This window comes from Burkholderia sp. LS-044 (assembly GCF_004803625.1).
In the GTDB taxonomy this organism is placed as follows: domain Bacteria; phylum Pseudomonadota; class Gammaproteobacteria; order Burkholderiales; family Burkholderiaceae; genus Burkholderia; species Burkholderia cepacia.
Genome location: NZ_SSWO01000004.1, coordinates 26,619 through 52,013, shown reverse-complemented (window position 1 = coordinate 52,013; position 25,395 = coordinate 26,619). Strand labels below are relative to the sequence as shown.

Below are 25,395 nucleotides of genomic sequence, written 5' to 3'. Positions count from 1 at the left end.
CTACAAGGACGTTGCCATCGACGGCAAACTCGATCGGAACTGACTCAAGGACGCGCTGGGTGACGCGATCCACGCAGTGCCGTGCGGCGCCACGCACAACCTGCGGATGATCCTGCGCCAGCTGATCCACGATGGACGTCGTACGCTGCCCAGTTTCCGCCAGACACATTAAATTCATCTGGTGCCTGATTGGCTCATGCTCGGTGCGCCCCCAGACACGACGCCACCTTTTGCGCGAACCACATTCCTGCAAGGGTCAACTATCTGCCTGTTCAAGTATTCGAGTGCCGCCGATAATGCCACGGCCAAGGGGAGCGTGAACCAGAATAACGTCCAACCAGCTGCCTTCGTAGAAAGAAGGAGCTGGATGGCGAAGGCAGCCTGATAGTGGATGAGATAGATCGGATAAGACAGGCCTCCGATATTTCGATCAATCCATCTGAAATAGCGCCCTTCCGTCGCGGACGCGATGAAGAAGAATGCCACCGCGAATCCCGCCAGATTCAGGTAGTAAGGGATTCCTGCGGCATCGAGCGGGAGGAAATGCAGCGCGCATATAAATCCTGCGTACAGGAGCGTAGCGGTAACCGAGGCATACGTAGTGACGGAAGCCCGACATGCCTTGACTGCGAAATAGAGGCATATTCCGATGCCGTACGGAAGTGCAGCCGCAGGTATCGCATATATCCGCTCGTTCACGTCATGAGCCATCGCAACATGGAACAACACGCCGACAAGCAGGCACAGCACGCCGGTTTTGATGTTGCGCGCAGCACCCAATGCGAGCACCACGTACATGGCAAATTCAACGGCTAGCGCCCATGCCGGCGGCACGACGTGCGATACGCTCGGCTTGCCGGGCAGGGGGAAATCCGGGCGCCAGTACCAGTTCATGGCCAAGCAAGCCCACGATCGCAGCGAATCGGGCAGCAGAAAATTTCGGTGATATGCCTCCGCAAGCGTGGGCTCAAGGGCAATCAGCAAGACCGACATGCCAGCTGCAATCCAGTACATCGGATAGAGCCTCAGGAAGCGGTTCAGGAAGAATCGAAAGAATCCCGATGACCCGAACCCATAATTGCGATGGAGCGTTGCGGTCATCAGATAGCCACTGATCACGAAGAACGTCGACACAGCATAGGTTGCCGTGAGATCAGTCCATCGCCCAAGATGGGCGGCCATGACGATCAGCGCTAGAAAAGTGCGGAGTGCTCCGAGCATGTTGACGGGTCGAATCGGGAAGGGGCGCAATCGCATGTTGCGGGTTGCGCCAATTTTCTCACATCGCGAATCGCCCCTGGTTCGCTCGTAGTGCGCTGATCACAATCGGCCGCAGAACCGTTTCGGCATACCGTCTCGTTCGGTTGCGTGCTGGATCACGAGACGTGGCCGTATCAAGGGGCCCGATCAGACACTGGCGAGCGGCGGGATGCTTACGCCGATTTTCTCCCCGCCGGACATTTGGTTTCGTAAATTAATTACGCCCAGCGAATCGCCTCGCTGCAAGCTTTAGCCTAAGGTCGAGGTTATATAACTTCCGTCGAATTTGATTCTTGACCAGCCGTAGGCCACCCTCTTTCCAGATTTTCTTGGACGGCAGGTTGAGATTGTGCGGCCTCCGGATTCGCTGGGCCGGCTTCTCGATGATCATGAACTGATCATCCCCCCGGTCGGACAATTCGTAGTTTGAGTTCCTCATGAACTCTTCAACCGGACTGAAATCCCATAAATGCCATACAAACTCGGCGTTATGTTCAACGACCTCAAATCCGGCATATTCAACGATCTGACGCATTTCGTGTTTCGTGAATTCACGGAAGTGCCAGTCATACATCAATGGCGCTTGTTGCATCATCGCCCGCTGAATTGCCCATAGGCTGGTCGCATTCGGAGTTGAAATCAGCGCACGCCCCCCAACTCGAAGAACCCTGTAGACCTCATCGAGGAAAAAGAATATTCCGTTCAGCGTCGTAGCCTGCCGATAAGAAATGTCCGAAATATGCTCGATGACTTCGGTACAGATTACGTTGTCGACTGAATTATCGGCAAAAGGAAGCGGATCATATCGCAGATCGCTTTCGGTCCCGCGGACGGTTGAGCCTGGAAAGAACGACCATATCACTTTGGAGCTCAAGTATTCGAGGCTACCGATTTCGACACAATACCCTCGGTGAAGCTCGAACGCTTTCATGTATTCGACCGTCAGCGCGAAACGCCTCGTATCGAAATGAAGACCTCCGCCGCCGACGCCAAGACGTCGGCCCTCCTCGTCGACGCGCCTCGTCGCTTCGGTGATTGTCTCCTGATTTATATATGGCGAATCAAACCTCATTCCTGCGGCAATGGTTTCCATATGTCAATGCTCTGTTGACAGCTGGTGAGAATGTTCGGTCAGGACATTGTATAGCATCCTCCGCTATTTCCGAATTGCACCAACCAACGCAGTGATGATAGGGCGCAAACCCGTCTCTGCGTTAACCGCCTTATCGGCATATTCCACATCGATCGGATGAGTCAGATATTCGGAATAGCGATGAACGCCAGCCCGGGAGCCTTTAGGCTCGTCGAATACACAGATTTTCCCGTATTTGCGCGCTATCTGGCCCGCTTGGATTCTGGATCCGATATGAACCTATATAAATGAAGTCGATGATTTGGGTGTGCATCCGACAGGCGAAGCTGCACTCGACTACCCAATGTCTGGGCAGCAACACGAAACGCGAAGCTGTCCGGGATCATTGCACTGGGTTGAGCTTTGCATTCATCGCACACGCGCAGCTGTTCTCGCAGGTCACGCACCATCTGAAGCAAGGTTCGAAACACGCTCCGGCGTGAGCTGACGTTCGCCGACACCGAGCAAGCAGCCAAGGCCGCATACAACCCGGTGACACCGGCGCAGCGTTCGCGGCAAGCTGCAAGACAAGATGGTCAACCACAACGCCCGTCCACCGCTTCTCCACGCTGATGGCTGAGCTGGGCGGCAGCGTGCGCCACATCTGTCGCCCCCCGGACCGGGCGCCGACCTTCGACATTGCCACCACGCCCAAACAAACGCACTCGATCTGATCAGGCAGGCCTGGCCGTAGACAGAAACCGGGACCTCAAAATCACATCGAATGCTTGCGGCACAAGGACAAACCCGCCCCGCTGCGACTGGAATTGCAGTCTAGCCGCACACAGTGCGAAAAGCGGCCTCACGCGATGCGCGTGCGCCGCTTTTCCGACCCAGCCCTGAGGGCGTTTAGCACCAGTGGCGGCCGCGCCGCCACCGGCACTCAGAACGGCAGCTTGACGTCCGGCTTCGCGGCCGTCAGCACGCGGCGGAAGTCTTCCTGGATGCGCTCGAGCCCTTCCTGCGTCTCGGCCTCGAAACGCATCACGACGACCGGCGTCGTGTTCGACGAACGCGCGAGGCCGAAGCCGTCCGGGTACTCGACACGCAGGCCGTCGATCGTCACGACTTCCTCGGCGCCGTCGAACTTCGCCTCCTTCTGCAGCTTGTCGATCAGGCGGAAGTTCTCGCCTTCGTCGAGCCAGAGCTGCAGCTCGGGCGTGCTCATCGCGTCCGGCAGGCTGTTGAGCAGCGCGCTCGGGTCGGCCGTCTTCGCGAGGATCTCGAGCAGGCGTGCGCCCGTGTAGAGGCCGTCGTCGAAGCCGTACCAGCGATCCTTGAAGAACACGTGGCCGCTCATTTCACCGGCGAGCGGCGCACCCGTCTCGCGCAGCTTCGCCTTCACGAGCGAGTGGCCCGTCTTCCACATCAGCGGCTCGCCGCCCTTCGCTTTCACCCATTGCGCGAGGTGGCGCGTGCACTTCACGTCATAGATGATCTGCGCGCCCGGGTTGCGCGACAGCACTTCTTCCGCGAACAGCATCAGCTGGCGGTCCGGATAGATGATCTGGCCGTCCTTCGTGACGACGCCCAGGCGGTCGCCGTCGCCGTCGAACGCGAAGCCGATCTCGGCGTCGGTGTCCTTGAGCGCCTGGATCACGTCCTGCAGGTTTTCCGGGTGGGCGGGATCGGGGTGGTGGTTCGGGAACGTGCCGTCGATGTCGGTGAAGCGCTCGACGAGCTCGCAGCCGAGCGCCTTGAACAGGCGCGTCGCGAGCGGGCCGGCCACGCCGTTGCCGGCGTCGACGACGAGCTTCATCGGACGGGCCGGCTTGATGTCGCCGACGATGCGCGCGATGTATTGGTCGGCCACGTCGAACTGTTCGTACGAGCCGCTGCCCGTTTCGAAGCGCTCGTCGACGATGCGGCGGTACAGCGCCTGGATCTGCTCGCCGTAGATCGCGGCGCCGCGCAGCACCATCTTGAAGCCGTTGTAGTCGGGCGGGTTGTGGCTGCCCGTGACGACGATGCACGAATCGACGCGGCGCTCGCCGTCCTTCAGCGCGAGCGGCACGTTCGCCGCGAAATAGCCGACCGGCGTGGGCACCATGCCGACGTCGACGACGTCGACGCCCGCCGCACGCAGGCCGTCGGCAAGCGCGCCGACGAGCTCCGGCCCGGACAGGCGGCCGTCGCGCGCGACGACGACCGCATCGCCGCCCTGCGCGCGCACTTCGCTGCCGAATGCGCGGCCGATCCCGCGCGCCGTGTCGGTGTCGAGCGTCTTGCCGACCACGCCACGGATGTCATATGCCTTGAAGATGGATTGGGAGATCATCGATTCACTTCTCTCAGTTGCGTGCATGGAAAATTGTCTGGCTTGCCTGGCCGCCGCTCGCCGGTGCCGCGCATGATACATGCCCGCCCGGCGAGGAGCGCACCCGCTGGCGCAGAACGGCGGAAGCCACCCCGATCCCACTTATAATCGCGGGTTTTGATGACGCGCATGCCGCCCATTTTAATGCCTAGCCGTCCCGCCGCCGCCGACCTGCAGCCCCCGGGCGCCCTGCCGGCCCCCTTGCGCGCACGCCGCCACAGCGCATGCTGAAGCGCTTCGGCAACCCGGACGTCGCGAAGGCCGTCGCGAATCTCGTCTGGCTGGGGCTCGAACGGCTCACGCAGATCGGCGTCGCGATCGCGATCAGCGGCCTGCTGGCCCGTTATTTCGGGCCGGATGTGTTCGGCAAATGGCAGTATGCGAATACGCTCCTCCTGGTACTGGCGCCGCTCACCTGGGTGTGCGGCGCGGAAATCCTCGTCCCGACCATCGTCCAGCGCCCGCCCGCCCAGCTCGGCGCGGTACTCGGCAGCGCATTCGCGCTGCGCATCGCCGTCTCCGCCGCCGCGCTCGTCGCGACCTGGATCGCGATCGCCGCGGGCGCCTTCGATCCGCTGGTCGGCGCGATGCTCGCGGGCCTGGCGGTCACGATGGTGTTCCGCGAGCCGTTCGTCGGCGTCATCAACGCGTGGCTGCAGAGCATGACCTACAGCAAGCCGCAGCTCGTCACCAGCATGGTCACCGCGCTGGCGAAGGCGCTGCTCGTCTGGCTGCTCGTCCGTGCGGCCGCGGGCCCGGCCCGCTTCGCATGGCTGTGGGCACTCGAGGCCGCTGCCATCGGTTTCGCGCTGATGCTGTACTACCGGCATCGTAACGGCGGCTCGCTCGGCTGGACGTTCGACAAACCGCTGTTCAGGCACTTTGCGACGGCCGGCACCGTGTTCTGGCTCGGCCTCATCTGCATGTACCTGTTCCTGAAGCTCGACCGCCTGATGCTCGAGCGTCACGTGTCGTTCGCCGATCTCGGCCGCTACTCGGCCGCGCAGCAGCTCAACGAGAACTGGATCACGCTCGCGCTGATGCTCGCGCAGACGATCGCGCCCGCCTTCGTCTATCGCGTGCAGGACGTCGCGCGGCTGCGCCGCAACATCGTCCGGCTGATCGCGATGACGGCCTGCCTGATGACGGCCGGCGCGCTCGTGCTCGACGCCGCCGCCCCGCTGATCGTCGGCAAGGTGTTCGGCCGCGGCTACGAGGCGTCGGTCGACATCTTCCGCTGGGCGGTCTGGCTGTCGGTGCCGGCCGGCATCGAGGCGATAGGCAATCTTATCGTTCTCAAATATCAAGCAAAATTCGTGTTGCTGTCGAAATGGCTGCTCGCGCTCGCGATCGCCGCGCTCGTCAACCTGTTCGCGATCCCGCGGCTCGGCCTGTACGGCGCGCTCGTCGGGCTGGCGGCCGGCTATCTGGCCGCCGCCGCCGTCAACTTTTATTACATCTGTTTCAAGCTGCGACCATGACGTCCCCTGATTGCCCGACCCCGCTCGACGACGTGGCCGTGCTGATGCCGGCCTACAACGGGCACGACGACGTCGTTCGGACCCTCGCATCGTTTCGCGAGGACACGCCCGTGCACGTGCTGGTCGTCGATGACGGCAGCACGCCGCCGATCGTCGCGCCCGACCTGCCCGGCCTCACGATCGACGTGCTGCGCATGCCGGACAACGGCGGCATCGAACGCGCGCTCGCGGCCGGCATCGACGCGCTCGCCGCACGCGGCTTCCGCTTCGCGGCGCGCATCGACGCAGGCGATCTCGCTGCGCCACAGCGCCTCGCGAAGGAGCGCGCGTATCTCGGCGCCCACCCGCGCGTGGCCTGCGTCGGCATGTGGACGCAGGTCGTGTCGCGCGCCGGCGAACCGCGCTTCATGCTGACGCCACCCGCCGATCCGCGCACGCTGCGCCGCACGCGCTTTCTGCGCTCGCCGCTCGTGCATCCGTCGGTCATGCTGCGCATCGACGCCGTGCGCGAAGTGGGGAACTATCGTGCGAAATACCGTGCGGCCGAGGATCTCGATCTTTTTTTGCGGTTAATGCAACGCTACGATTGCGCGAACCTGCCGGAACTCGGCCTCTATTACGAACTGAACGAGGGCGGGATCAGTGCGACCAAGCGCCGGCGCCAGCTGGTGTCGACGCTCACGCTGCTGTTGAGCCACTTCAACGCGCTGAACCCGTACGACTGGGCCGGCCTCGCCAAGAACCTGCTGCATTTCGTGACGCCGTACCGTACGTTGCAGCGGATCAAGCAGACGCTGTTCGCCGCTCGGCCGTCCGCCTGACGCGCAGCCGGCGTTTTCGGCCATTTCGACGCTTTATTTTTTCTTTTTTTCATGTCCGCCACCTCCCCGCTGCGCATCGCGCTCGTCTGCAACACGGCCTGGGCGATCTACACGTATCGCCACGGGCTGATCCGTGCGCTCGTCGCGCGCGGCGCCGACGTCATCGTGATCGCACCGCACGACCGCACGGTGCCCCTGCTCGAGCAGATGGGCTGCCGCTACGTGGCGCTCGCGGTCGCGTCGAAAGGCACGAGCCCGCGCGAGGATCTCGGCACGCTTGCCGCACTGTTCCGTCATTACCGCGCGCTGCGGCCCGATCTCGTGTTTCACTACACGATCAAGCCGAACATCTACGGCTCGGTCGCCGCGTGGCTCGCGCGCGTGCCGTCGATCGCGGTGACGACCGGGCTCGGTTACGTCTTCATCCAGAAGAGCCGCGCGGCGAGCGTCGCGAAACGCCTGTACCGGTTCGCGTTCCGCTTCCCGCGTGAAGTGTGGTTCCTGAACCGCGACGATCTCGCCACCTTCACCGACGAGCAGTTGCTCGCGCATCCCGATCGCGCGCGGCTGCTGCACGGCGAAGGCGTCGATCTCGAACAGTTCGCGCCGGTACCGCTGCCGGCCGGCAGCGCCCCCGTCTTCATCCTGATCGGCCGCCTGCTGTGGGACAAGGGCGTGCGCGAATACGTGGAGGCCGCGCGTGTCGTGCGCGAGCGCTTCCCGAACGCGCGCTTCCAGCTGCTCGGGCCGCTCGGCGTCGACAATCCGAGCGCGATCGGCCGCGCGGATGTCGATGCGTGGGTCGGCGAAGGCGTCGTCGAGTATCTCGGCGAAGCGCACGACGTGCGCCCCCATATCGCGGCGGCCGACTGCGTCGTGCTGCCGTCGTACCGCGAAGGCGTGCCGCGCACGCTGATGGAAGCATCGGCGATGGGGCGCCCGATCGTCGCGACCGACGTGCCGGGCTGCCGCGACGTCGTCGCCGACGGCGACACGGGCTTCCTGTGCCGCGCACGCGACAGCGCGAGCCTCGCGGAGCAGCTGCTCCGCATGATCGAACTCGGAACGGCCGGACGCGACGCGATGGGCGCGCGCGGCCGGCAGAAGGTCGTGGCGGAATTCGACGAACAGCAGGTCGTCGAACGCTACCGGCGAACCATCCATTCGCTAACCGGCATCACCCTCTGAAGGAGCGCATCTGCAATGACCGCTAAAGGCACCATCCTCGTTACCGGCGGTGCGGGCTACATCGGCTCGCACACGGCCGTCGAGTTGCTCGACAACGGCTACGATGTCGTGATCGTCGACAACCTCGTCAACAGCAAGGCCGAATCCGTGCGCCGCATCGAGCGGATCACCGGCAAGACGCCCGCGTTCCATCAGGTCGACGTGTGCGACGAAGCCGCGCTCGCCAAGGTGTTCGACGCGCATCCGATCACCGGCACGATCCATTTCGCGGCGCTCAAGGCCGTCGGCGAATCGGTCGAGAAGCCGCTCGAGTACTACCAGAACAACCTCGGCGGCCTGCTCGCCGTGCTCAAGGTAATGCGCGAGCGCAACGTGAAGCAGTTCGTGTTCAGCTCGTCCGCGACCGTGTACGGCGTGCCCGAGCGCTCGCCGATCGACGAGTCGTTCCCGCTGTCCGCGACGAATCCTTACGGCCAGTCGAAGCTGATCGCCGAGCAGATCCTGCGCGATCTCGAGGTGTCGGACCCGACGTGGCGCATCGCGACGCTGCGCTACTTCAACCCGGTCGGCGCGCACGCGAGCGGGCTGATCGGCGAGGATCCGGCCGGCATCCCGAACAACCTGATGCCGTATGTCGCGCAGGTTGCCGTCGGCAAGCTGGAAAAACTGCGCGTGTTCGGCTCCGACTACCCGACGCCGGACGGCACGGGCGTGCGCGACTACATCCACGTCGTCGATCTCGCGAAGGGGCACATCGCCGCGCTCGACGCGCTCGCGAAACGCGACGCGAGCTTCGTCGTGAACCTCGGCACGGGCCAGGGCTACAGCGTGCTGGAAGTCGTGCGCGCGTTCGAGAAGGCATCGGGCCGCCCGGTGCCGTACGAACTTGTCGCGCGCCGCCCGGGCGACATCGCCGAGTGCTACGCGAACCCGCAGGCCGCGGCCGACATCATCGGCTGGCGCGCGACGCTCGGCATCGAGGAAATGTGTGTCGACCACTGGCGATGGCAGGAGGGGAACCCGCGCGGTTTTGTATAATCCGCTGTCCATTTTTCGAGCGATCCCATGCTCAGCTTCGCGTCCGGCTTCATCGTCTCCCTGCTCGTCACGCTGTTCATCGTGCGCTACGCGCACCTTCACGAGAAATTCTCGGTCGACAGCGACCTGGCCGGCGTGCAGAAATTCCACGTGCGGCCCGTGCCGCGCGTGGGGGGCATCGGGATCCTCGCCGGGGTCGTCGTGGCCGCGCTGATTCTGTCCCGGCACTATCCGACGATCGCGGGCAGTATTCTCGGCATCGCGGCCTGCGGGCTGCCGGCGTTTCTGTCCGGCCTCGTCGAGGACCTGACCAAACGCGTGTCGCCGCGCGCGCGGCTGCTCTGCACGATGGGCGCGGCCGCGCTCGCGTTCTGGCTGATGGGTATCGCGGTCACGCGCATCAGCGTGCCGCCGCTCGACTTCCTGCTCCACTACGCGGCCATTTCGGCGTTCATCACCGTGCTCGCGGTCGCGGCGCTCGCGAACGCGGTCAACATCATCGACGGCTTCAACGGGCTCGCGTCGATGGTCAGCTTCATGATGTTCGCATCGCTCGCTTACGTGGCGTTCCAGGTCCGCGACCCGGTCGTCATGTCGGCGTCGATCATCATGATGGGTGCCGTGCTCGGCTTCTTCCTGTGGAATTTCCCGGCCGGGCTGATCTTCCTCGGCGACGGCGGCGCCTATTTCATCGGCTTCATGCTCGCGGAACTCGCGATCATGCTCGTGATGCGCAACCGCGAAGTGTCGGCCTGGTACCCGGTGCTGCTGTTCATGTACCCGATCTTCGAGACCTGCTTCTCGATCTACCGGAAGAAATTCATTCGTGGGATGTCGCCGGGGATTCCGGACGGCGTGCACCTGCACATGCTCGTGTACAAGCGGCTGATGCGCTGGGCCGTCGGCACGAAACACGCGCACGACCTCACGCGCCGCAATTCGCTGACGTCGCCGTACCTGTGGCTGCTGTGTCTCGTCGCGGTGATACCCGCGACGCTGTTCTGGCGGCACACGGTGCACCTGTTCGTGTTCGTCTTGCTGTTCGCGCTGACCTACGTGTGGCTGTATCTCAGCATCGTACGGTTCCGCGTGCCGCGGTGGATGGTGGTGAGGAAGGAGCGGCGCAGCCACTGAACGGCCTGCCGGCTTCATCAAAAAAAACGCCCCGCGGGGCGTTTTTTTTCGTCATTGCCATGCGGTTCGAACCGCCGCCCGGCCAAGTTACCCGTTCGATACGACGCGCACCGACGGCACGCTCTGCAGCGTCGGGGTAACGGCCGTTTGGTATTCCGGCACCCAGCGCCGCAGGTCTCGCCGCACTTCGTCATCGGGCAGGACACGATGCTGCATCAGCCACGGCAGCAGCTCGTCGAGGAAATTGTCCGGTACTTCCCGCGCACGCGCGATCCGCAGTTTCGGATGCGGGGTGCGCGTCGTCGCCTCGTCGTCCGCGAGCAGCTCCTCGTAGAGCTTCTCGCCGGGCCGCAGCCCGGTGAACTCGATCTGGATCTGATCTTCCGAGAAACCGTACAGGCGGATCAGGTCGCATGCGAGATCGACGATCTTCACCGGCTCGCCCATGTCGAGAATGAAGATCTCTCCCCCGTGCCCCATGCTCGACGCCTGCAGCACGAGTTGCGACGCCTCCGGGATCGTCATGAAGAAACGCGTGATCTCCGGATGCGTGACCGTCACCGGGCCGCCCTTCGCGATCTGCTGCTGGAACTTCGGAATCACGCTGCCCGCGCTGCCCAGCACGTTGCCGAAACGCACGGTTTCGAATTGAGTGCGCCCGCTCGTCTGCTGCAACGCCTGGCAGGCCATTTCCGCGAGGCGCTTGCTCGCGCCCATCACGTTGGTCGGATTGACCGCCTTGTCGGTCGAGATCAGCACGAAGTGACGCACGTCGTGGCGGATCGCCGCACGGGCCACGCGATACGTGCCGAGCACGTTGTTGCGCAGCGCCTGCCATGCGTTGTGCTCCTCCATCAGCGGCACGTGCTTGTAGGCCGCCGCATGGAACACGATATGCGGTACGTGGCGGGACATCACCTGATCGAGCAGCAGGGAATCCTTCGCGTCGCCGATGATCGGCACGACCGGCTGATCGGGGAAGCGCTCGCGCAGTTCCTCGGTCAGGCGGTACATCGCGTACTCGGACAGGTCGAACGCGACGAGTTGCGCTGGCGCGAAACGCAGGATCTGCCGGCACAGCTCGGAACCGATCGAGCCGCCAGCGCCCGTCACCATCACGACACGACCGCGAAGCAGCGCCTCGACGTGCGGCGTGTCGATCGTCACGGCGTCGCGGCCGAGCAGATCCTCGAGGTCGATCTCGCGGATCTGGGACAGGAAGCCCTGCCCCGGCATCAGTGCGGTCAGCGACGGCAGCACCATAACTTTCAAGCCGGCGCGCACGCAGAGGGTCGCCGTCCGGCGCTGCACCTCGACCGACGCGGACGGAATCGCCACGATCGCGTATTCGATCTTCAGTGCCTCGGTCCAGTGCGCGACGTCGTCGAGCGAGCCGAGCACCTTGTAGCCGTAGATTTCGCGGCCCTGCTTCGTCTTGTCGTCATCCAGCAGGCCGACGAGACGCCATTCGCCCGAGCGCGACAATTCGCGTGCCAGGTTCGCGCCTGCCGTGCCCGCGCCGATCACGAGCACCGGCTTGCCCTGCCCGACGAGGCCGCCGTACAGGTAAAACTCCTTCATCGCGCGATACAGCGCACGAGCGCCGCCCATCATCAGGAACAGCATCAGCGGGGAGACCAGCAGCACGGAACGCGGGATGATCGGCGACGGCTGGAACATCACGGCACCGATCATCACAATCACGCCGCCGCCCGCAAGCGCCTTCGAAATCCGCACCAGGTCCGGCAGGCTCGCGAACACCCACAGTCCGCGATACAGGCCGAACAGGTGGAACGTCAGCGCATAGACGGGAAGCACCCAGGCGAGCGCAGTCAGCGAGCCCCTCAGGAAATCGGGCGGAACGCTACCGTTGAAGCGAACGAGATAGGCGAACAACCACGCGACGACAACCGCCAGCAGATCGAACAGGAAAGCACTGAGTGACAGCCATGATGCTTTGGATCGCAACATCGGCGAGAGACCTCACGAATTGTTATCAATGACCGTCCGCAGCCGGCGCCAGCGCATGTCGATCGCCACGCCGATACACATCAGCACGCCATACCACGCCAGGAACACCAACCATTGCAGCAGGACAGGACGACCGAGCGCCCAGAAAGCGACGACGATGCCCAGGAGCATGATGAGGTACCAATAAACGGCAGTACGCTCGTGACTCATGCCGGAACGCACCATCCTCTGATAATAGTGCTCCCGGTGCGCTTGCCAGAACTTTTCTCCGCGTAACAAACGTCTCAGAAGCGTTACAGATGCATCGGCAATAAACGGAGCGAACACCGCCGCCGGAAACCAGACCGGCCAAATGCCACCGTGCCAGCCCCAATAGCCGAGCGCGCCGGCCATGAATCCGAGAGGGATCGAACCTGCGTCGCCAAGAAACAGTCGCGCCGGATGGAAGTTCAGCAGCAAAAAGCCGAACGCGGCCCCCGCGATCGCCCCGCCCGCGACGACGAGATCCGGGGACGGTTGCGCGCCGGACAGTGCCGCAACGGCGTAGGCTCCGAAGCCGAACAGCGCCATGCCGCCGGCGAGGCCGTCCGCTCCGTCCATGAAATTGTAGAGATTGGTCAGCCAGACCATCACGAAACCAATCCCCACGAGCAGCCACCATGGGGCGGCGGCCGGGTAGATGACGATCAGCGCCACGACCGCGGTCAAATGCGCCGCAAACCGCACACGAGCGGGTAGCCCGCGCCGATCGTCGAGCTGCGACAAGGCCGCCAGCCCCGCCGCCGCCACGGCGATGAACCACATCTGTGGCGCGAGCCACAGCAATGCGACAACGCAGACCGGCACGATGCCCCAGCCACCGACGCGCGGCGTCGGGCGCGTATGCAGCGAGCGTTCATTTGGGATGTCGGTGGCAAGTCGCCACGCCAGTCCGGTGGCGAGCAGCACGCGCAGGATCGTCGTCGTGGCGACGGCCGCGCCCGTTGCCACTGCTACCGCGGCAAACCACGTGTTAATCGTGAAGTGCATGTTGCCTATTTCTGTAAGTGGCGCGAACGATACCATGCGGCCGTTGCCTCGAGGCCCTGCCGCGTCGTATAGGGCGGATGCCAATTCAGTACCCGCCTCAAGCGCCCAGTGTCGAGCTGCAGGCTGCCCGTCAGGCGATCGACGACAGCGCTTCGACCGGTCAGCCGACCGAGCGCGCGCAACGCACCTGCCGGCACCGGGAACAGCCTTGCCGGCTTGCCGAGCGCGTCACCGACCATCCGCAGCAATCCGGCAACCGAGGGCGCATCGTCGTCAGCGACGTGGAAGCACTCGCCCGCCGCACGCGGATCGATTGCGCAGTGCAGCAGGGCATCGGCAAGGTTGTCGACATAGACAACGCTGCGACGAGCAGGAATCGCGGCCAAGGGCAATGGCGCACCGCGGAATACGGCATCCATCATCCGGAGGAAATTGGCGCGTACCCCCGGCCCGTAGACGAGCGGCGGACGGACGACGACGACTTCGAGACCGGCCTCACCGAGCCGTGCCAACTGCTGCTCGGCACGCAGCTTCGAGCGCCCATATGCATCCTGCGGGTCCGGGACGGTATCCTCCGCGAGCGGTACGCCCGCGTCGCCCTCGCCGACTACCTTGATGCTGCTCGCGAAGACGAACCGGCGCACACCATGCATGCGCGCGGCATCGGCAACCCGCAACGTGCCCGCTACGTTGGTCGCATCGAAGGCGGCGTCCGGATCGGAGGATTTGTCGTGCATCACGTGTACCCGCGCGGCCAGATGGATCACGCAATCGGCCTGCAAATCATCGGGCCACGCACCAGCGACTCCCTCGAAGTCAGGTGCGTCGTGCACCCACTCTCGCACGCCCTCGATACACCCACCCGGCCGGCGCACCAGCGCCGTGACGGTATGCCCCGCCGCCAGCGCAAGTCGGCACACAGCGTGGCCGACGAAACCGTTCGCACCGGTTACGACAATGCGGCTCACCACAACCTCCAGCCGAACCGGCTATAGAACTTCAGCGCGGACACTGCGAACATCCGAATGTGCGCGAAGCCCTTGCGCGAGGCGCCTCCGCCGTGGTGAATCACGCGGATGGACGGGACATAGGCGACACGCGCGACATTGTGGGTGCGCAAGCTCAAGTCATAGTCCTCGAAATACAGGAAATAACGAGGGTCAAAGCCCCCTAGCGTCTTCAGCACGTTCGTTCGAAACAGCATGAAACAACCGCTGATGATTGGGGGATCCCAGACGACGGACATGCCGTCGATGGTATCGCGCATTTCATAGCGGGCAAGTCGCTTCCGGAACGGCCGTCTGGCCCAGGTTGGCAAGAAGCCGCGAACCAGCAGGTCGACGATCGACGGAAACCGGCGACAGAGATACTGAAACCCGCCTGCTCCGTCCCCGACCCAGGGAGCGATCAAGCCCGTATCGGCGTGCGATTTGAAAAACGTACGGGCCAACACCAATGCCTGCGGATCCAGATCGATATCCGGATTCAGGATCAAGTGCAACGACCCGCTGGAATGCTCGATCGCAAGATTGTGGCCACGCCCATAACCGACGTTGCCATGCCCCGTCAATATTCGGCATGCCACGCCTTGCGCGCTGAGCCGGTCGACCGCCCCCGAAATGTCGCAGAGTCCGCCGTTGTCGACCAGGAACAGCTCGACGGGGTATTCAGGTGAAACCACCCGCAGGTTCTCGCACGCTGCGCCGAGACTGTCGAGCGTCTGCCGCAGTTGCGCGATATCGGGGCGGTATACGACCAGGGAAATGGAGAGACCATCGACGTCATCGGACTGACGTTGTGGGGCGCTTATGACATTCATCCGGAATTCGGCTAAGCGCTTGACTGCAGCAAGCGCGATGGGTTGGCTGGCCCGTCTGGGAGACAGCGGGCTTACTCATTTGTCAGGCGTGCAGGGAATGCCTGCCGCGTGCTCGCGATACGGGTGCAATTCTAACTGCTCGCACCCTTGCCGGACGCGCCCGTCCCGGGACGCCGTGCAATGCCGCTGCCCTCGATCCGTGCCGGCCCAACGCGTTCGGCCCTGATCGGCGACCAGGGCGAGCCACGGCCGGACGGGTTCCAGCACGAGATACGCGCCCCTTCCAGGACGCGCCTCTCTCGCGGCGCCGAATGCCGTATCTCATAAACACCAGGAGGCCTGAGCATGTCAATCCCCCGCCGGACGCCTAGTTGTTAAAAGATGTGAAAACATTAACATCTATTGCGCGTCATCGGCATTCCGGCGATCATGCTTGGTTTCCATGGGCGAGCCGTCGTCAGTCGGTACCGGTCCGGTCTCAACCCAGCGTCACCAAGCGCCGCCAATCAAGGCAGAGAGCGCTTCAGTCCAGGGCTGGACGGATGGCCTGCATTAGAATACGTTGCGGGCGATGGCACCTTGTTTGCCCGATCGCTCAGGATTGAAGTCGGGAGCACATTGAAACGTCGCGGCCAACTGGATTGCCGCCTTTTTCAGACTCACGACACCCCGCAACAATGGCTGCGCCACGTGGGCGAGGGGTTGGGGGCTCCATCACCGATCCGAATGCAACGACACGCAACTTGATGAATCCGAACTCGAAGCACCCGGCATCGCCGATAGCGATCGCCCGTAGCATTTACCGTAATCGCGGACTGATTCTGCAAATGACTCAACGCGAGGTCGTCGGGCGCTATCGCGGGTCAGCAATGGGTCTTGCGTGGTCGTTCTTCAATCCCGTGCTGATGCTCGTCGTCTACACCTTCTTCTTCTCCGTCATCTTCAAGTCGCGGTGGGGTACCACGAGCGACGACAAGGCAAGCTTCGCGATCGTCCTGTTCGTCGGCCTGATCCTCCACAGCCTGCTGGCAGAGTGCATCAACCGGGCGCCGACGTTGATCCTTGCAAACGTCAACTACGTCAAGAAGGTTATTTTCCCGCTCGAGATACTGCCGGTGGTCGCGCTCGCGTCAGCGCTGTTCCACAGCGCGATCAGCCTGCTGGTCCTGATCATCGCCGAGTGCATCCTTATCCACTCGCTGCCCTGGACCGCCATCCTGTTCCCCGTCGTCATGCTGCCGCTGATCGTCGGCTCACTGGGGCTCGCATGGTTTCTGTCGGCTTTGGGCGTCTACATTCGAGACATTTCGCAGATTACCGGTGTCATCACGTCAGTGCTGATGTTCCTGTCGCCGGTTTTCTACCCCGTGTCGAATCTGCCGCCACAGTATCGGTCCTGGATCGAACTCAACCCCCTTACGTTCATCATCGAAGAGGGACGCAACACGCTGATCTTCGGGCACCCCCCCGACTGGACGAACTGGCTAACCTGCATGATCGCATCGCTGCTTCTCGCGTGGTTCGGATTCTGGTGGTTCCAGCGGACCCGAAAGGGATTCGCAGACGTCCTGTAATCCATGCCAGCGCGCTCGCCTGCCGCCTTGCATCAGTGGCAGTGGCCGGGCACGCGGATAGATCGCCGACCGATCGGATCATGACGCGATAGAGCAATCACCGGAGATATTCTGCACATGTCGACGCAGCCCCAAATAGTTCCCACCATCCTGTGTGGCGGCGCAGGCTCTCGCCTGTGGCCCGTTTCGCGCGAATCCCATCCGAAGCCGTTCATCCGCCTCGAAGATGGCGAGAGCCTGCTGCAAAAGGCATTCAAGCGTGGCGCCCAGCTTCCGGGCGTCACCGAAGTCGTGACCGTCACGAACCGCGAGTTGTACTTCAAGACAAGCGACGAATTCAGCACCGTCAATACCGGGCATCTGTCGACGTCGTTCATCCTCGAGCCGTTCGGCCGCAATACGGCCGTCGCGATCGCCGCCGCCGCGCTGCGTGTTGCCGCAACGCTCGGCGAAAATGCAATCCTGCTGGTGCTTCCCGCGGACCACCTCGTGACAGACGATGCCGCCTTCGCGACCGCCGTCCAGGAAGCTGCCGCCTTGGCGCTCAAGGGTGCGCTGGTCACCTTCGGCATCACGCCGACGTTTGCGGAAACCGCATACGGATACATCGAGGCAGACGGCACGCGGGTCAAGCGATTCGTGGAAAAGCCGACGGTGGACGTGGCCAGGCAATACGTCGAGTCGGGATCGTTCCTGTGGAACTCCGGCATGTTCTGCTTTACCGCCGCATTCCTGCTGGCGGAAATGGCAAAACATTGCCCCGACGTGCTCGAAGCCACGCGTGCATGCATCGCGCAGTCTCGTCAGTCGGAAGGCGGCGGCGTTTCATTGGTCGAACTGAACGGTGACCTGCTGAATCGCACGCCCGATATTTCGATCGACTACGCGCTGATGGAGCGCTCCGACAAGGTTGAGGTCGTGCGCTGCGATATCGGCTGGAGCGATATCGGTTCGTGGAATGCGCTCGGCGACCTGTTGAAACCGGACGACCACGGCAATCGTGTGGACGGCGAAGCGCTGCTCCACGATGTCAGCAATTGCTACATCCGTAGCGACAACCGGCTGGTCGGCGCCGTAGGCGTCAAGGACCTCCTGGTCGTCGACACCCCCGACGCACTCCTCATTGCCGATCGCAATCGCGCGCAAGACGTTCGGCACGTCTACGCGGCCCTCAAGTCGCAAGGCCACGAAACCTTCCGGGTACATCGAACGGTAGGCCGTCCGTGGGGCATGTATACGGTTCTCGAAGAAAGCACCCGCTTCAAGATCAAGCGAATCGAGGTCAAACCGGGCGCAAGCCTCAGCCTGCAGTTGCATCATCATCGCAGCGAACACTGGATCGTGGTGAGCGGCATGGCCCTCGTCGTCAACAACGACGAGGAGTTTTACCTGCGCACCAATGAATCGACCTATATCCCGGCCGGACACAAGCACCGTCTGACCAATCCGGGCGTCGTCGACCTCGTGATGATCGAAGTCCAGAGCGGCGACTACCTCGGCGAAGACGACATCGTCCGCTTCGACGACAACTACGGTCGAAGCTAGCCTTCTGCCATCGCGCAAAGGCGGTTGCAGTCGTCGTCCTTTCCGGCGCGCGACGACAGCAACCGTCTGATCAACCGCTCCCTCACATCATGACCAATGCAAGCTTCCGAGGCCGCATGAAAAGCAGGATCAAGGCCCGCCTGCTAGCGTCGTCGACGTATTTTTTTCTGGCCGCGCTCAAGTACTACATCGGCAACAACTTCATTGCGCGCATGCCGATTGAAAGAGTCCGCAACTTCTACTATCGACGCGTGCTGGGTATCGTCATCGGCCAACGAACGCACGTCAGCATGCGGCAGTTCTTCACCGGGTACCACACACGCTGCAACGTGCGCATCGGCGACAACTGCGTGCTCAATCGTGAGATCTACCTGGACGGTCGCACGGGCATCGAGATCGGAAACAACGTCAACATCTCGTTCCAGTGCTGCCTTCTCAGCCTGCATCACGATCACAACCACCCGGGTTTCATGTCGATCGGCGGCGTCGTGACCATCCACGACCACGCATGGCTGGGCGCGCGCGCCATTATCCTGCCAGGCGTGACGATCGGCAAAGGCGCAGTCGTCGCGGCCGGCGCGGTCGTCACGAAAGACGTCCCGGATTTCACCGTGGTCGGTGGTGTGCCCGCAAAAATCATCGGTCAACGCAATCCCGACATTGCCTATCTGACCGACTTTTCTCCTTTCTTCGACACCGACGTGTTTGACGAATCCCGTGGCTAATATGCAGAAAAAGAGCATCCTCGTTTTTACGCTGTCTCCGCCGCTTCCTGCCAGCGCGGGGGGCCCGATCTACGTGATGAATACGCTCGCGCCGCTGGTCGACGAGTATGATTTCCATCTGTTCACCATCGGTGGAGACGAGGAAAAAAAGAAGATCGAGGAAAATCGTTCGCTATATGAACGACATTTCAAATCGGTCCACGTGGAGCCTCGGGCTGCCATGCCTGCCGACATGGGTACGCCCGGACGAGCATGGCATTCACTGGTCCACTGCTTCCATGGCCTTCCGTTCATGGATGCGAGCTACTTCAGCCCTGCGGCAATTCGCAGTGCCCGCCGGATCGTCAAGGAAAAGAAGATCGACATGCTTGAGGTGCACAGCAGTCATCTGGCGTTTTTCCGCAAGTTCTTCCCGGCGTTGCCGGCCGTCCTGGTCAGTCACAACATCGAATCCGATCTCTTCCCGTTCTGGATTCCCGCGCAACTGACAGGCTGGAAAAAAGCAGCGGTCGCGCGCATCGCCGAGATCAGCCGCCGCAACGCCCGACGCGTCGAAATCGACAACGTCTGGCGCTTCGACGCCATGACGTTCATTTCACGCGAAGACATGGAGCGCGTGAAGGCGCCCGTGGAGAAGCACTATTTGCCGCTGTGCTTCCCGATCAAGGACACCGACTACCGAGCGAAGCCGACCAACGAGGTCAACCTGCTCTGGATGGGTGGCTTCTGGTGGTATCCGAATGCGGAAGGTGTTGCGTGGTTTGTCCGCGACATTCTCCCACTGGTACGCGACAAGCTCGAGACGCACAACATCAAGCTCCATTTCACCGGAGGCAACCCGCCGGACGATCTCAAGGCGCTTCACGACGGACGACACATCTTCGTTCACGGCTTCGTGCCGTCGCTCGACCCGATTCTGGCGGATGCACATCTACTGTTTGTTCCCCTGCTTTCAGGCGGCGGCGTGCGCGTCAAGATTCTGGAAGCGATGAGCAACGGCATTCCCGTTCTCAGCACGGCAAAGGGCTGCGAGGGGCTGGGCGCCGTCAACCGTCGGGATATCGTCATCTGCGATACGGCGGCTGAATTTGCCGACTCGATCATCGAGCTCGCCCAGAATCGCGAGATGCTGGCGACGCTGTCCACGAACGCCCGTCAGCTCCTGAAGGACAAGTATGATCTCGATGCGTGCGTTCGCACCAAACGGGACCTCTACAATAGGCTGATGCATTCGCGGTAACCGAACGAATGCTGACCTCGCCGTGCCACCGTGGTGGCCGCGAGGCAAGTCAGCATCCGACCCCTGAGCCTACTGTGCGATCGTCTTTTTTCCGCCTGCGCTGAACACGTGAAAGCTAACTCGCTCCCTCTCATGCAAACTCGCGAGCCTGAACCTACAAGCCAAACGGAACAGCTGCTCGTCAACGTCGAGCACCTTTCCAAGTGCTTCCGTATCTACGACAAACCGGCGGACCGGCTGCGGCACTCGCTCGCGACTCGCATCAAGCTCCCTGGGAGCAATTCCCGGCAATACGGTCGCGATTTCTGGGCGCTGCACGACGTCTCTTTCCCCGTCCGGCGGGGCGAGACCATCGGAATCATTGGCAGAAACGGTTCCGGAAAGTCGACGTTGCTGCAAATCATTGCCGGCACGCTGTCGCCGAGCGACGGCTCGGTCACGGTCAACGGCCGGATCTCCGCACTGCTGGAACTCGGCGCCGGGTTCAATCCGGAATTCAGCGGCCGCGAGAACGTGATGCTGTCTGCACGGATCATGGGCATCACGTCGGAAGAAATCCGCGCGCGTTTTCACGAAATCGAAGCGTTCGCCGACATCGGCGAATTCATCGACCAGCCCGTCAAGACCTACTCGTCGGGCATGTACGTCCGGCTCGCATTCGCGGTAGCCATTCACGTCTCCCCCGATATCCTGGTGGTCGACGAGGCACTTGCGGTCGGCGATACCGCGTTCCAGACCAAATGCCTGACGCGGATCCGGAAGATGCAGAAGGAAGGCGTCACGATCCTGCTGGTAACACACTCCACCAACACCCTCGTCGAGTACTGCGACCGGGCCATCTACCTGAAGCGGGGCCGGCTGGTAAAGGACGGTCCGTGCCGCGACGTGGTCAAGCTCTATGCGAACGACCTCGTCGACGAAGAAGGCGGGAGCGCGATCGACATCGAGGTGCCGACACCGCACACCGACACCGATTCCCCCGCCAGCTCGGCGGTAAGCGATGCCATGACGGCCATGTCGGACCGGACGTCGATTCTCGACGTGAAGATCGAGGATGCGAACGGCAAGGAACGCACGACCTTCTCGTTCAATGAAGCGTTCCGCGTCGTCGTATCGATCAGCGTGTCCGAGCCGAACCCGAAGCCTTGCTTCGGACTTCAGATCAAAAGCATCGACGATATCGTGCTATGGAGCGCGACCACCCAGCACATGAATATTGCGCTGCCGCCCCTGTCCGCCGGAACGTACCAGTTCACCTGGAAGATGCGCGCGAGCTTCTCCGGCAACCGCTATGTGCTGGCGGTCGGCGTCGGCGATATCGCCTCCGGCGAATACAAGCGGCACGCGCGCCTGCCCTATGGTGGCCACATCGACGTGCTTCCGGAAAACAACAGTGGATCGGGGTGGCTCGCGCCGTGTCCGGTATTCGAGTTCGAATGATGACGGAGAACGACACCATGCAAGCGCGCAGCATCAAGGTCGTCGCGGTCGGCTATTACGGCGCACCCAACGTCGGCGACGAATTGTTGCTGGGCCTGCTCGCTCGCCAGGTTCGGGAGCGCGGCGGCGAGCTCGTCGCACTGAGCATCAACCCCGAATATACGACGCATGCCCACGGCATCGCCGCCGTCGACTATTTCAATCTCGGTGCCGTCGGCCGCGCACTGTCCGACGCCGATCTGCTGGTATTCGGCGGTGGCGGCATCTTTCAGGATCATCATCCGTTCAACGTCGAGGCACTTTACGACCCGACCCAAAACGATATCGCGGGCTATGCGCGGATTTTTTACATGGCTCGGCAGTTCGGGGTCCGCACGGTCATCTGGGCACACGGCGTCGGACCGCTGGTCAACCCGGACAGCCGCGACATCACGCGCGACGTGTTCACGCATGTGGATCACGTTTCGCTGCGCGATACGGACTCCGAGGCGCTTCTGCACGATATCGGCGTAAGTCGGGACATTCCCGTCGGCGCCGATCCGGGCTGGGCATTCGTCAGCCGCCCGCCCGCCGAAGTCGACGTTTCCGGCACACTCGCCCCGTTGGGGACAAAGAAGAAGCTGGCGGTCATTGCCCGATCGTGGGAGTTCAACCGGAACTGGGAAGAAAAACTCGTCTCCGCGTTGAATGAAGCGCTGGACGACAGCTGGTCGATCGTGTGGCTCGGCTTTCAATGGAGCGTCGGCGACCACGAGCGTCTCACCGATCGATCCTTTCTCGAGCACCTCAAGCTCGCGGTGTCGCCCCATATCGAAAGTGTCATCATCGACGGGATCACGCCCGACGAGGCATTCGCGGTTATCGGCGAGTGCGACGCCGCGTTCTCGATGCGCCTGCACGGAAGCATCCTCGCACTCGGAAAATCGATCCCGGTCGCGGCGCTGGAATATGACGTCAAGATGGCGCGTGCGCACGATATGGCGGGCCTTCCGGCGTCGCTGCGCCTTCAACTGAACGACGACGCAGCAGACTTCACTGCCGCGGTGCGCAGGCTGACACACCCGGATGGCGCACCCTGGATCATCGCGCAGGAAAAGCTCGATGCGCTAAACGCTTCGGCGTGCGTACATTCAACCGTCCTGGACCACGCTTTTGCGGCCGTTCGCTCCGCGTCGGGCGGAGCCCCGCGCCGCTGGAGCAGCCAGCAGCTGGATTGGATGAGCACATGGCTCGAGCAGCTCGTCTGGCAAAAGAATGGCGCCGCTCGCATGAGCGAGAAGGCGCTCGACCTGCTGCGCTACCGCGATTCACAACTCGCCGAGAAAGACGCACGGGTCGGCCAGCTTGAGACGGAACTCGGGAAAACAGTGGATTTGCTGCATTTCCGCGACGCACAGCTTGCGCAACAGGAAGAACAGGTCGCCGAGCTTCAGAACCGATTGGAACTGGCGAACCATAAACTGCTCGCGGCGGAAGCGTTCGTCAAGCACGCGTCACAAGTGCATGCCGCGCAAACGACGACGCTCAAGGACTCCGCTCGAAAAGCGGCGGAGGAACAAGCTGATAAAATTTCAAGCCTCAAGGCAACGATCCGGCAATTCGAGCAGGGTCACGCCGAGTCCGAAGCACCCCCGCAACCCAATGTGGCCGCAGCCGCAATTCACTCCACTTCGGGATCCTCTATGCTTTTTCGCCGGTACATGTCCGCCCCTCTCACCTACATGAGCCGTGCCGCCTATATTCTGCGCAATGGCGGCGTACGCGCGCTCGTGTCTGCTGCACGACGCCATTACCGGTATCAGCAAGCACAGCAGCAGATCCAGCAGGCCGCCATCGAAGTGGCAAGCGGCAGTCCGACTGCGGAAGATCAACGCCTCTCGTTCCGCGCAGCAGCCAAGCTGCAACGCGAAGAAATCATCGTCATCGCCGCTCACGCGTACGACTGGGCTGGTTCCGGGCATCGCTACGCACAACTGACCACGACGGCGCTCGCCGCGGGCCATCGCGTTGTCTATCTGGTCGCGCCTCCGGATACGGGATCGACGCCCGCGCCGCTCACGCCCCGCATTCCCGGATTGATTCACGAATATATCGATCCGACGAAGATCGAGGACATTTTCGGTCAGGTATCGGAAAGCGCGAAATTGATCATCGGCGTGCCCGACTCCCGGGTCACACCCTTTTTCGAGTTCGCGCGCAATCGCGGGCTCGAAACAATCCTCGACGTCGCACAGGACTGGAGCCACGATGGCCAGGCCATGCGCATCCTCGAGTCGATCGCCGTCGATGCCGATCGATGCACCGTCGGCATGCCGGCACTTGCAGACACCATCCCGCAGCGTGCCCGGGAAAAAATCGAGCTGCTGCCCGGTGCCGCGGTTCATACGGTCTTCGACGTCTACAAGCAGTACAACCGTCCGGGCGACATGCCGTCCAAGCGCCGCAGCGTCGCACTGTTCTACTCGGTCGACGGACTCGACTCGGTGGATTACCAGTGGCTCAAGGAAACCGCGGAGCGCAACGTCAACGTCACGTTCTGCGTGATCGCCGATGGGCAACTGACGCCGGGCCTGCCGGACAACGTCGTCATGCTTGGCATGCGACACACGAGCGAAGTGCCGGCCTACATCGCCCATGCGGATTTCATGTTCTTCCCGCTTGGCGCGCGGAGCCTGCGCAGCGCCGACTCCACCGCAGGTATTTATGCAGCGCTGCTTCAGCGCAAGCCGGTCGTGTGTTCGATGGAACTTGGCGTGACAGCCACCCCGCTGTTACACGTTCGCACGGACCTTGCGTCGTTCGCGGCGCAATGCGGCGCACTCGCTGCGGCAGAACCCGTCACACAAAACGACGACATCTTCGTTGCGGGCAACAGTTGGCTCGGCCGCGTCGAGCAGCTGTGCCCGCCGCAGCCCCGGCACGACGTCAGCGTCGTTATCCTGATTCACAACAACGCGGGCATCATCGCACGCTGCCTGCAGACCCTGCTCCAGCATGCTGCGCCGTACATAGCGGAAGTGATTGTCGTCGACAACGCAAGTTCCGATGGTGGTGCAGAACTCGTCGAGCGCGAATTTCCCAACGTCAGGCTGGTCCGCAACCCGGAGAATGGCTGCTCGTCGGGACGTAATCTCGGCGTTCAGCACAGCACGGGCAAGTACATCGTCTTCTTCGACAGCGATCAGTGGTTTGTGGGCGCGTCGGGTTTCGAGGAAGCGCTGCACGTCCTGGAAAACGACGCGAGCGTCGGTGTCATCGGATGGAATGCAGGCTGGTTCGACGCCACGCGCACCGATCTCGGCGGCATGATCGCCGACTATTGTCCGAATCGGGCGATGAACGCGGCGGCAATCCGCAACGGCTATCGTGCCGACATCGGCTTCCTCGGCACCAGCGGCTTCTTCATGCGTCGGCGCACGTTCGATGCGACGCAAGGATTCGATACCTTCTATGACCCGACCTGCTTTGAAGATACGGACCTGTGCTTCCAGGTCAAGGCACTCGGAATGAAGGTCACTTACCGGGATTTGTCCGGAATCCGCCATCAGCCCCATCAAACGACCGGCGCCGACAGCGGCAGCGAGGCCTATCGCAAGCTATTCCTTCGCAACGCGAACTACTTCAAGGAGAAGTGGCGCGATTACTCGCATTTCTATCTGGACTACATCGATTGATTCGTAG

18 protein-coding genes and 1 pseudogene are annotated in these 25,395 nt (G+C 62.5%); 12 read left to right on the top strand and 7 right to left on the bottom strand.

Annotated elements, in window-relative coordinates:
• Positions 1 to 19: 19 nt before the first annotated feature.
• Positions 20 to 172, top strand: a pseudogene (locus tag E9536_RS11495) (IS5/IS1182 family transposase); the annotation flags it as partial.
• Between the two features lie 2 nt (positions 173 to 174).
• On the opposite strand, the gene E9536_RS11490 reads toward E9536_RS11495, so the two are convergent.
• From E9536_RS11490 to E9536_RS11480, 3 genes are all read right to left on the bottom strand, one after another.
• Entirely contained in the window at positions 175 to 1,221 is a 1,047-nt protein-coding gene (locus E9536_RS11490) for an acyltransferase (protein WP_168799520.1), read from the bottom strand.
• 253 nt (positions 1,222 to 1,474) lie between these two features.
• Complete coding sequence (locus E9536_RS11485; RefSeq protein ID WP_136469881.1) at positions 1,475 to 2,353, bottom strand: methyltransferase domain-containing protein; 879 nt, start codon at positions 2,351 to 2,353, stop codon at positions 1,475 to 1,477.
• Positions 2,354 to 3,275: 922 nt separating this feature from the next.
• Positions 3,276 to 4,670 (bottom strand): phosphomannomutase/phosphoglucomutase, encoded by a 1,395-nt coding sequence (locus E9536_RS11480; RefSeq protein ID WP_021161706.1) that lies wholly within the window; start codon positions 4,668 to 4,670, stop codon positions 3,276 to 3,278.
• A gap of 263 nt (positions 4,671 to 4,933) precedes the next feature.
• Here E9536_RS11480 and E9536_RS11470 point away from each other — a divergent pair, with 263 nt between their 5' ends.
• From E9536_RS11470 to E9536_RS11450, 5 genes are read left to right on the top strand one after another with little or no spacing between them, the layout of a single operon-like run.
• Positions 4,934 to 6,190: an oligosaccharide flippase family protein gene (locus E9536_RS11470; protein ID WP_136469880.1), complete on the top strand. Its 1,257-nt coding sequence runs from the start codon at positions 4,934 to 4,936 to the stop codon at positions 6,188 to 6,190.
• On the top strand, positions 6,187 to 7,011 hold the full coding sequence (locus E9536_RS11465; protein WP_136469879.1) for a glycosyltransferase: 825 nt from the start codon (positions 6,187 to 6,189) through the stop codon (positions 7,009 to 7,011). Before E9536_RS11470 ends, E9536_RS11465 begins: the two co-directional genes overlap by 4 nt.
• Positions 7,012 to 7,062: 51 nt before the next feature.
• Entirely contained in the window at positions 7,063 to 8,199 is a 1,137-nt protein-coding gene (locus tag E9536_RS11460) for a glycosyltransferase family 4 protein (RefSeq protein WP_027788177.1), read from the top strand.
• 15 nt (positions 8,200 to 8,214) lie between these two features.
• Positions 8,215 to 9,237, top strand: coding sequence for a UDP-glucose 4-epimerase GalE (galE, locus tag E9536_RS11455; RefSeq protein WP_027788178.1), 1,023 nt, complete (start codon positions 8,215 to 8,217; stop codon positions 9,235 to 9,237).
• Positions 9,238 to 9,264: 27 nt separating this feature from the next.
• On the top strand, positions 9,265 to 10,371 hold the full coding sequence (locus E9536_RS11450) for a glycosyltransferase (protein ID WP_027788179.1): 1,107 nt from the start codon (positions 9,265 to 9,267) through the stop codon (positions 10,369 to 10,371).
• 87 nt (positions 10,372 to 10,458) lie between these two features.
• Here the strand turns inward: E9536_RS11450 and E9536_RS11445 are convergent, their stop codons facing one another.
• The 4 genes from E9536_RS11445 to E9536_RS11430 are packed head-to-tail and all read right to left on the bottom strand — an operon-like array spanning position 10,459 to position 15,190.
• Complete coding sequence (locus tag E9536_RS11445; protein ID WP_027788180.1) at positions 10,459 to 12,342, bottom strand: nucleoside-diphosphate sugar epimerase/dehydratase; 1,884 nt, start codon at positions 12,340 to 12,342, stop codon at positions 10,459 to 10,461.
• 12 nt (positions 12,343 to 12,354) lie between these two features.
• Positions 12,355 to 13,371 (bottom strand): glycosyltransferase family 4 protein, encoded by a 1,017-nt coding sequence (locus E9536_RS11440; protein ID WP_175756224.1) that lies wholly within the window; start codon positions 13,369 to 13,371, stop codon positions 12,355 to 12,357.
• Positions 13,372 to 13,376: 5 nt separating this feature from the next.
• Positions 13,377 to 14,339, bottom strand: coding sequence for an SDR family oxidoreductase (locus tag E9536_RS11435; RefSeq protein ID WP_060311398.1), 963 nt, complete (start codon positions 14,337 to 14,339; stop codon positions 13,377 to 13,379).
• Entirely contained in the window at positions 14,336 to 15,190 is an 855-nt protein-coding gene (locus E9536_RS11430) for a glycosyltransferase family 2 protein (protein ID WP_027788183.1), read from the bottom strand. The genes E9536_RS11435 and E9536_RS11430 overlap by 4 nt, the downstream gene beginning before the upstream one ends.
• 746 nt (positions 15,191 to 15,936) lie before the next feature.
• On the opposite strand from E9536_RS11430, the gene E9536_RS11425 reads away from it, so the two are divergent.
• The 6 genes from E9536_RS11425 (at position 15,937) to E9536_RS11400 (ending at position 25,388) form a co-directional block, all read left to right on the top strand.
• Positions 15,937 to 16,764, top strand: a complete 828-nt coding sequence (locus E9536_RS11425) for an ABC transporter permease (RefSeq protein WP_162923032.1) — start codon at positions 15,937 to 15,939, stop codon at positions 16,762 to 16,764.
• A gap of 117 nt (positions 16,765 to 16,881) precedes the next feature.
• Positions 16,882 to 18,309 carry a mannose-1-phosphate guanylyltransferase/mannose-6-phosphate isomerase gene (locus E9536_RS11420; protein ID WP_059695955.1) on the top strand — a complete coding sequence of 476 codons (1,428 nt, stop codon included), beginning with the start codon at positions 16,882 to 16,884 and terminating at the stop codon, positions 18,307 to 18,309.
• Positions 18,310 to 18,425: 116 nt separating this feature from the next.
• Complete coding sequence (locus E9536_RS11415; protein ID WP_027788186.1) at positions 18,426 to 19,034, top strand: acyltransferase; 609 nt, start codon at positions 18,426 to 18,428, stop codon at positions 19,032 to 19,034.
• A gap of 1 nt (position 19,035) precedes the next feature.
• Complete coding sequence (locus E9536_RS11410; protein ID WP_059695957.1) at positions 19,036 to 20,274, top strand: glycosyltransferase family 4 protein; 1,239 nt, start codon at positions 19,036 to 19,038, stop codon at positions 20,272 to 20,274.
• A gap of 132 nt (positions 20,275 to 20,406) precedes the next feature.
• On the top strand, positions 20,407 to 21,714 hold the full coding sequence (locus E9536_RS11405) for an ABC transporter ATP-binding protein (protein ID WP_136469878.1): 1,308 nt from the start codon (positions 20,407 to 20,409) through the stop codon (positions 21,712 to 21,714).
• Positions 21,711 to 25,388 (top strand): polysaccharide pyruvyl transferase family protein, encoded by a 3,678-nt coding sequence (locus E9536_RS11400; RefSeq protein WP_136469877.1) that lies wholly within the window; start codon positions 21,711 to 21,713, stop codon positions 25,386 to 25,388. The genes E9536_RS11405 and E9536_RS11400 overlap by 4 nt, the downstream gene beginning before the upstream one ends.
• Positions 25,389 to 25,395: the final 7 nt, after the last annotated feature.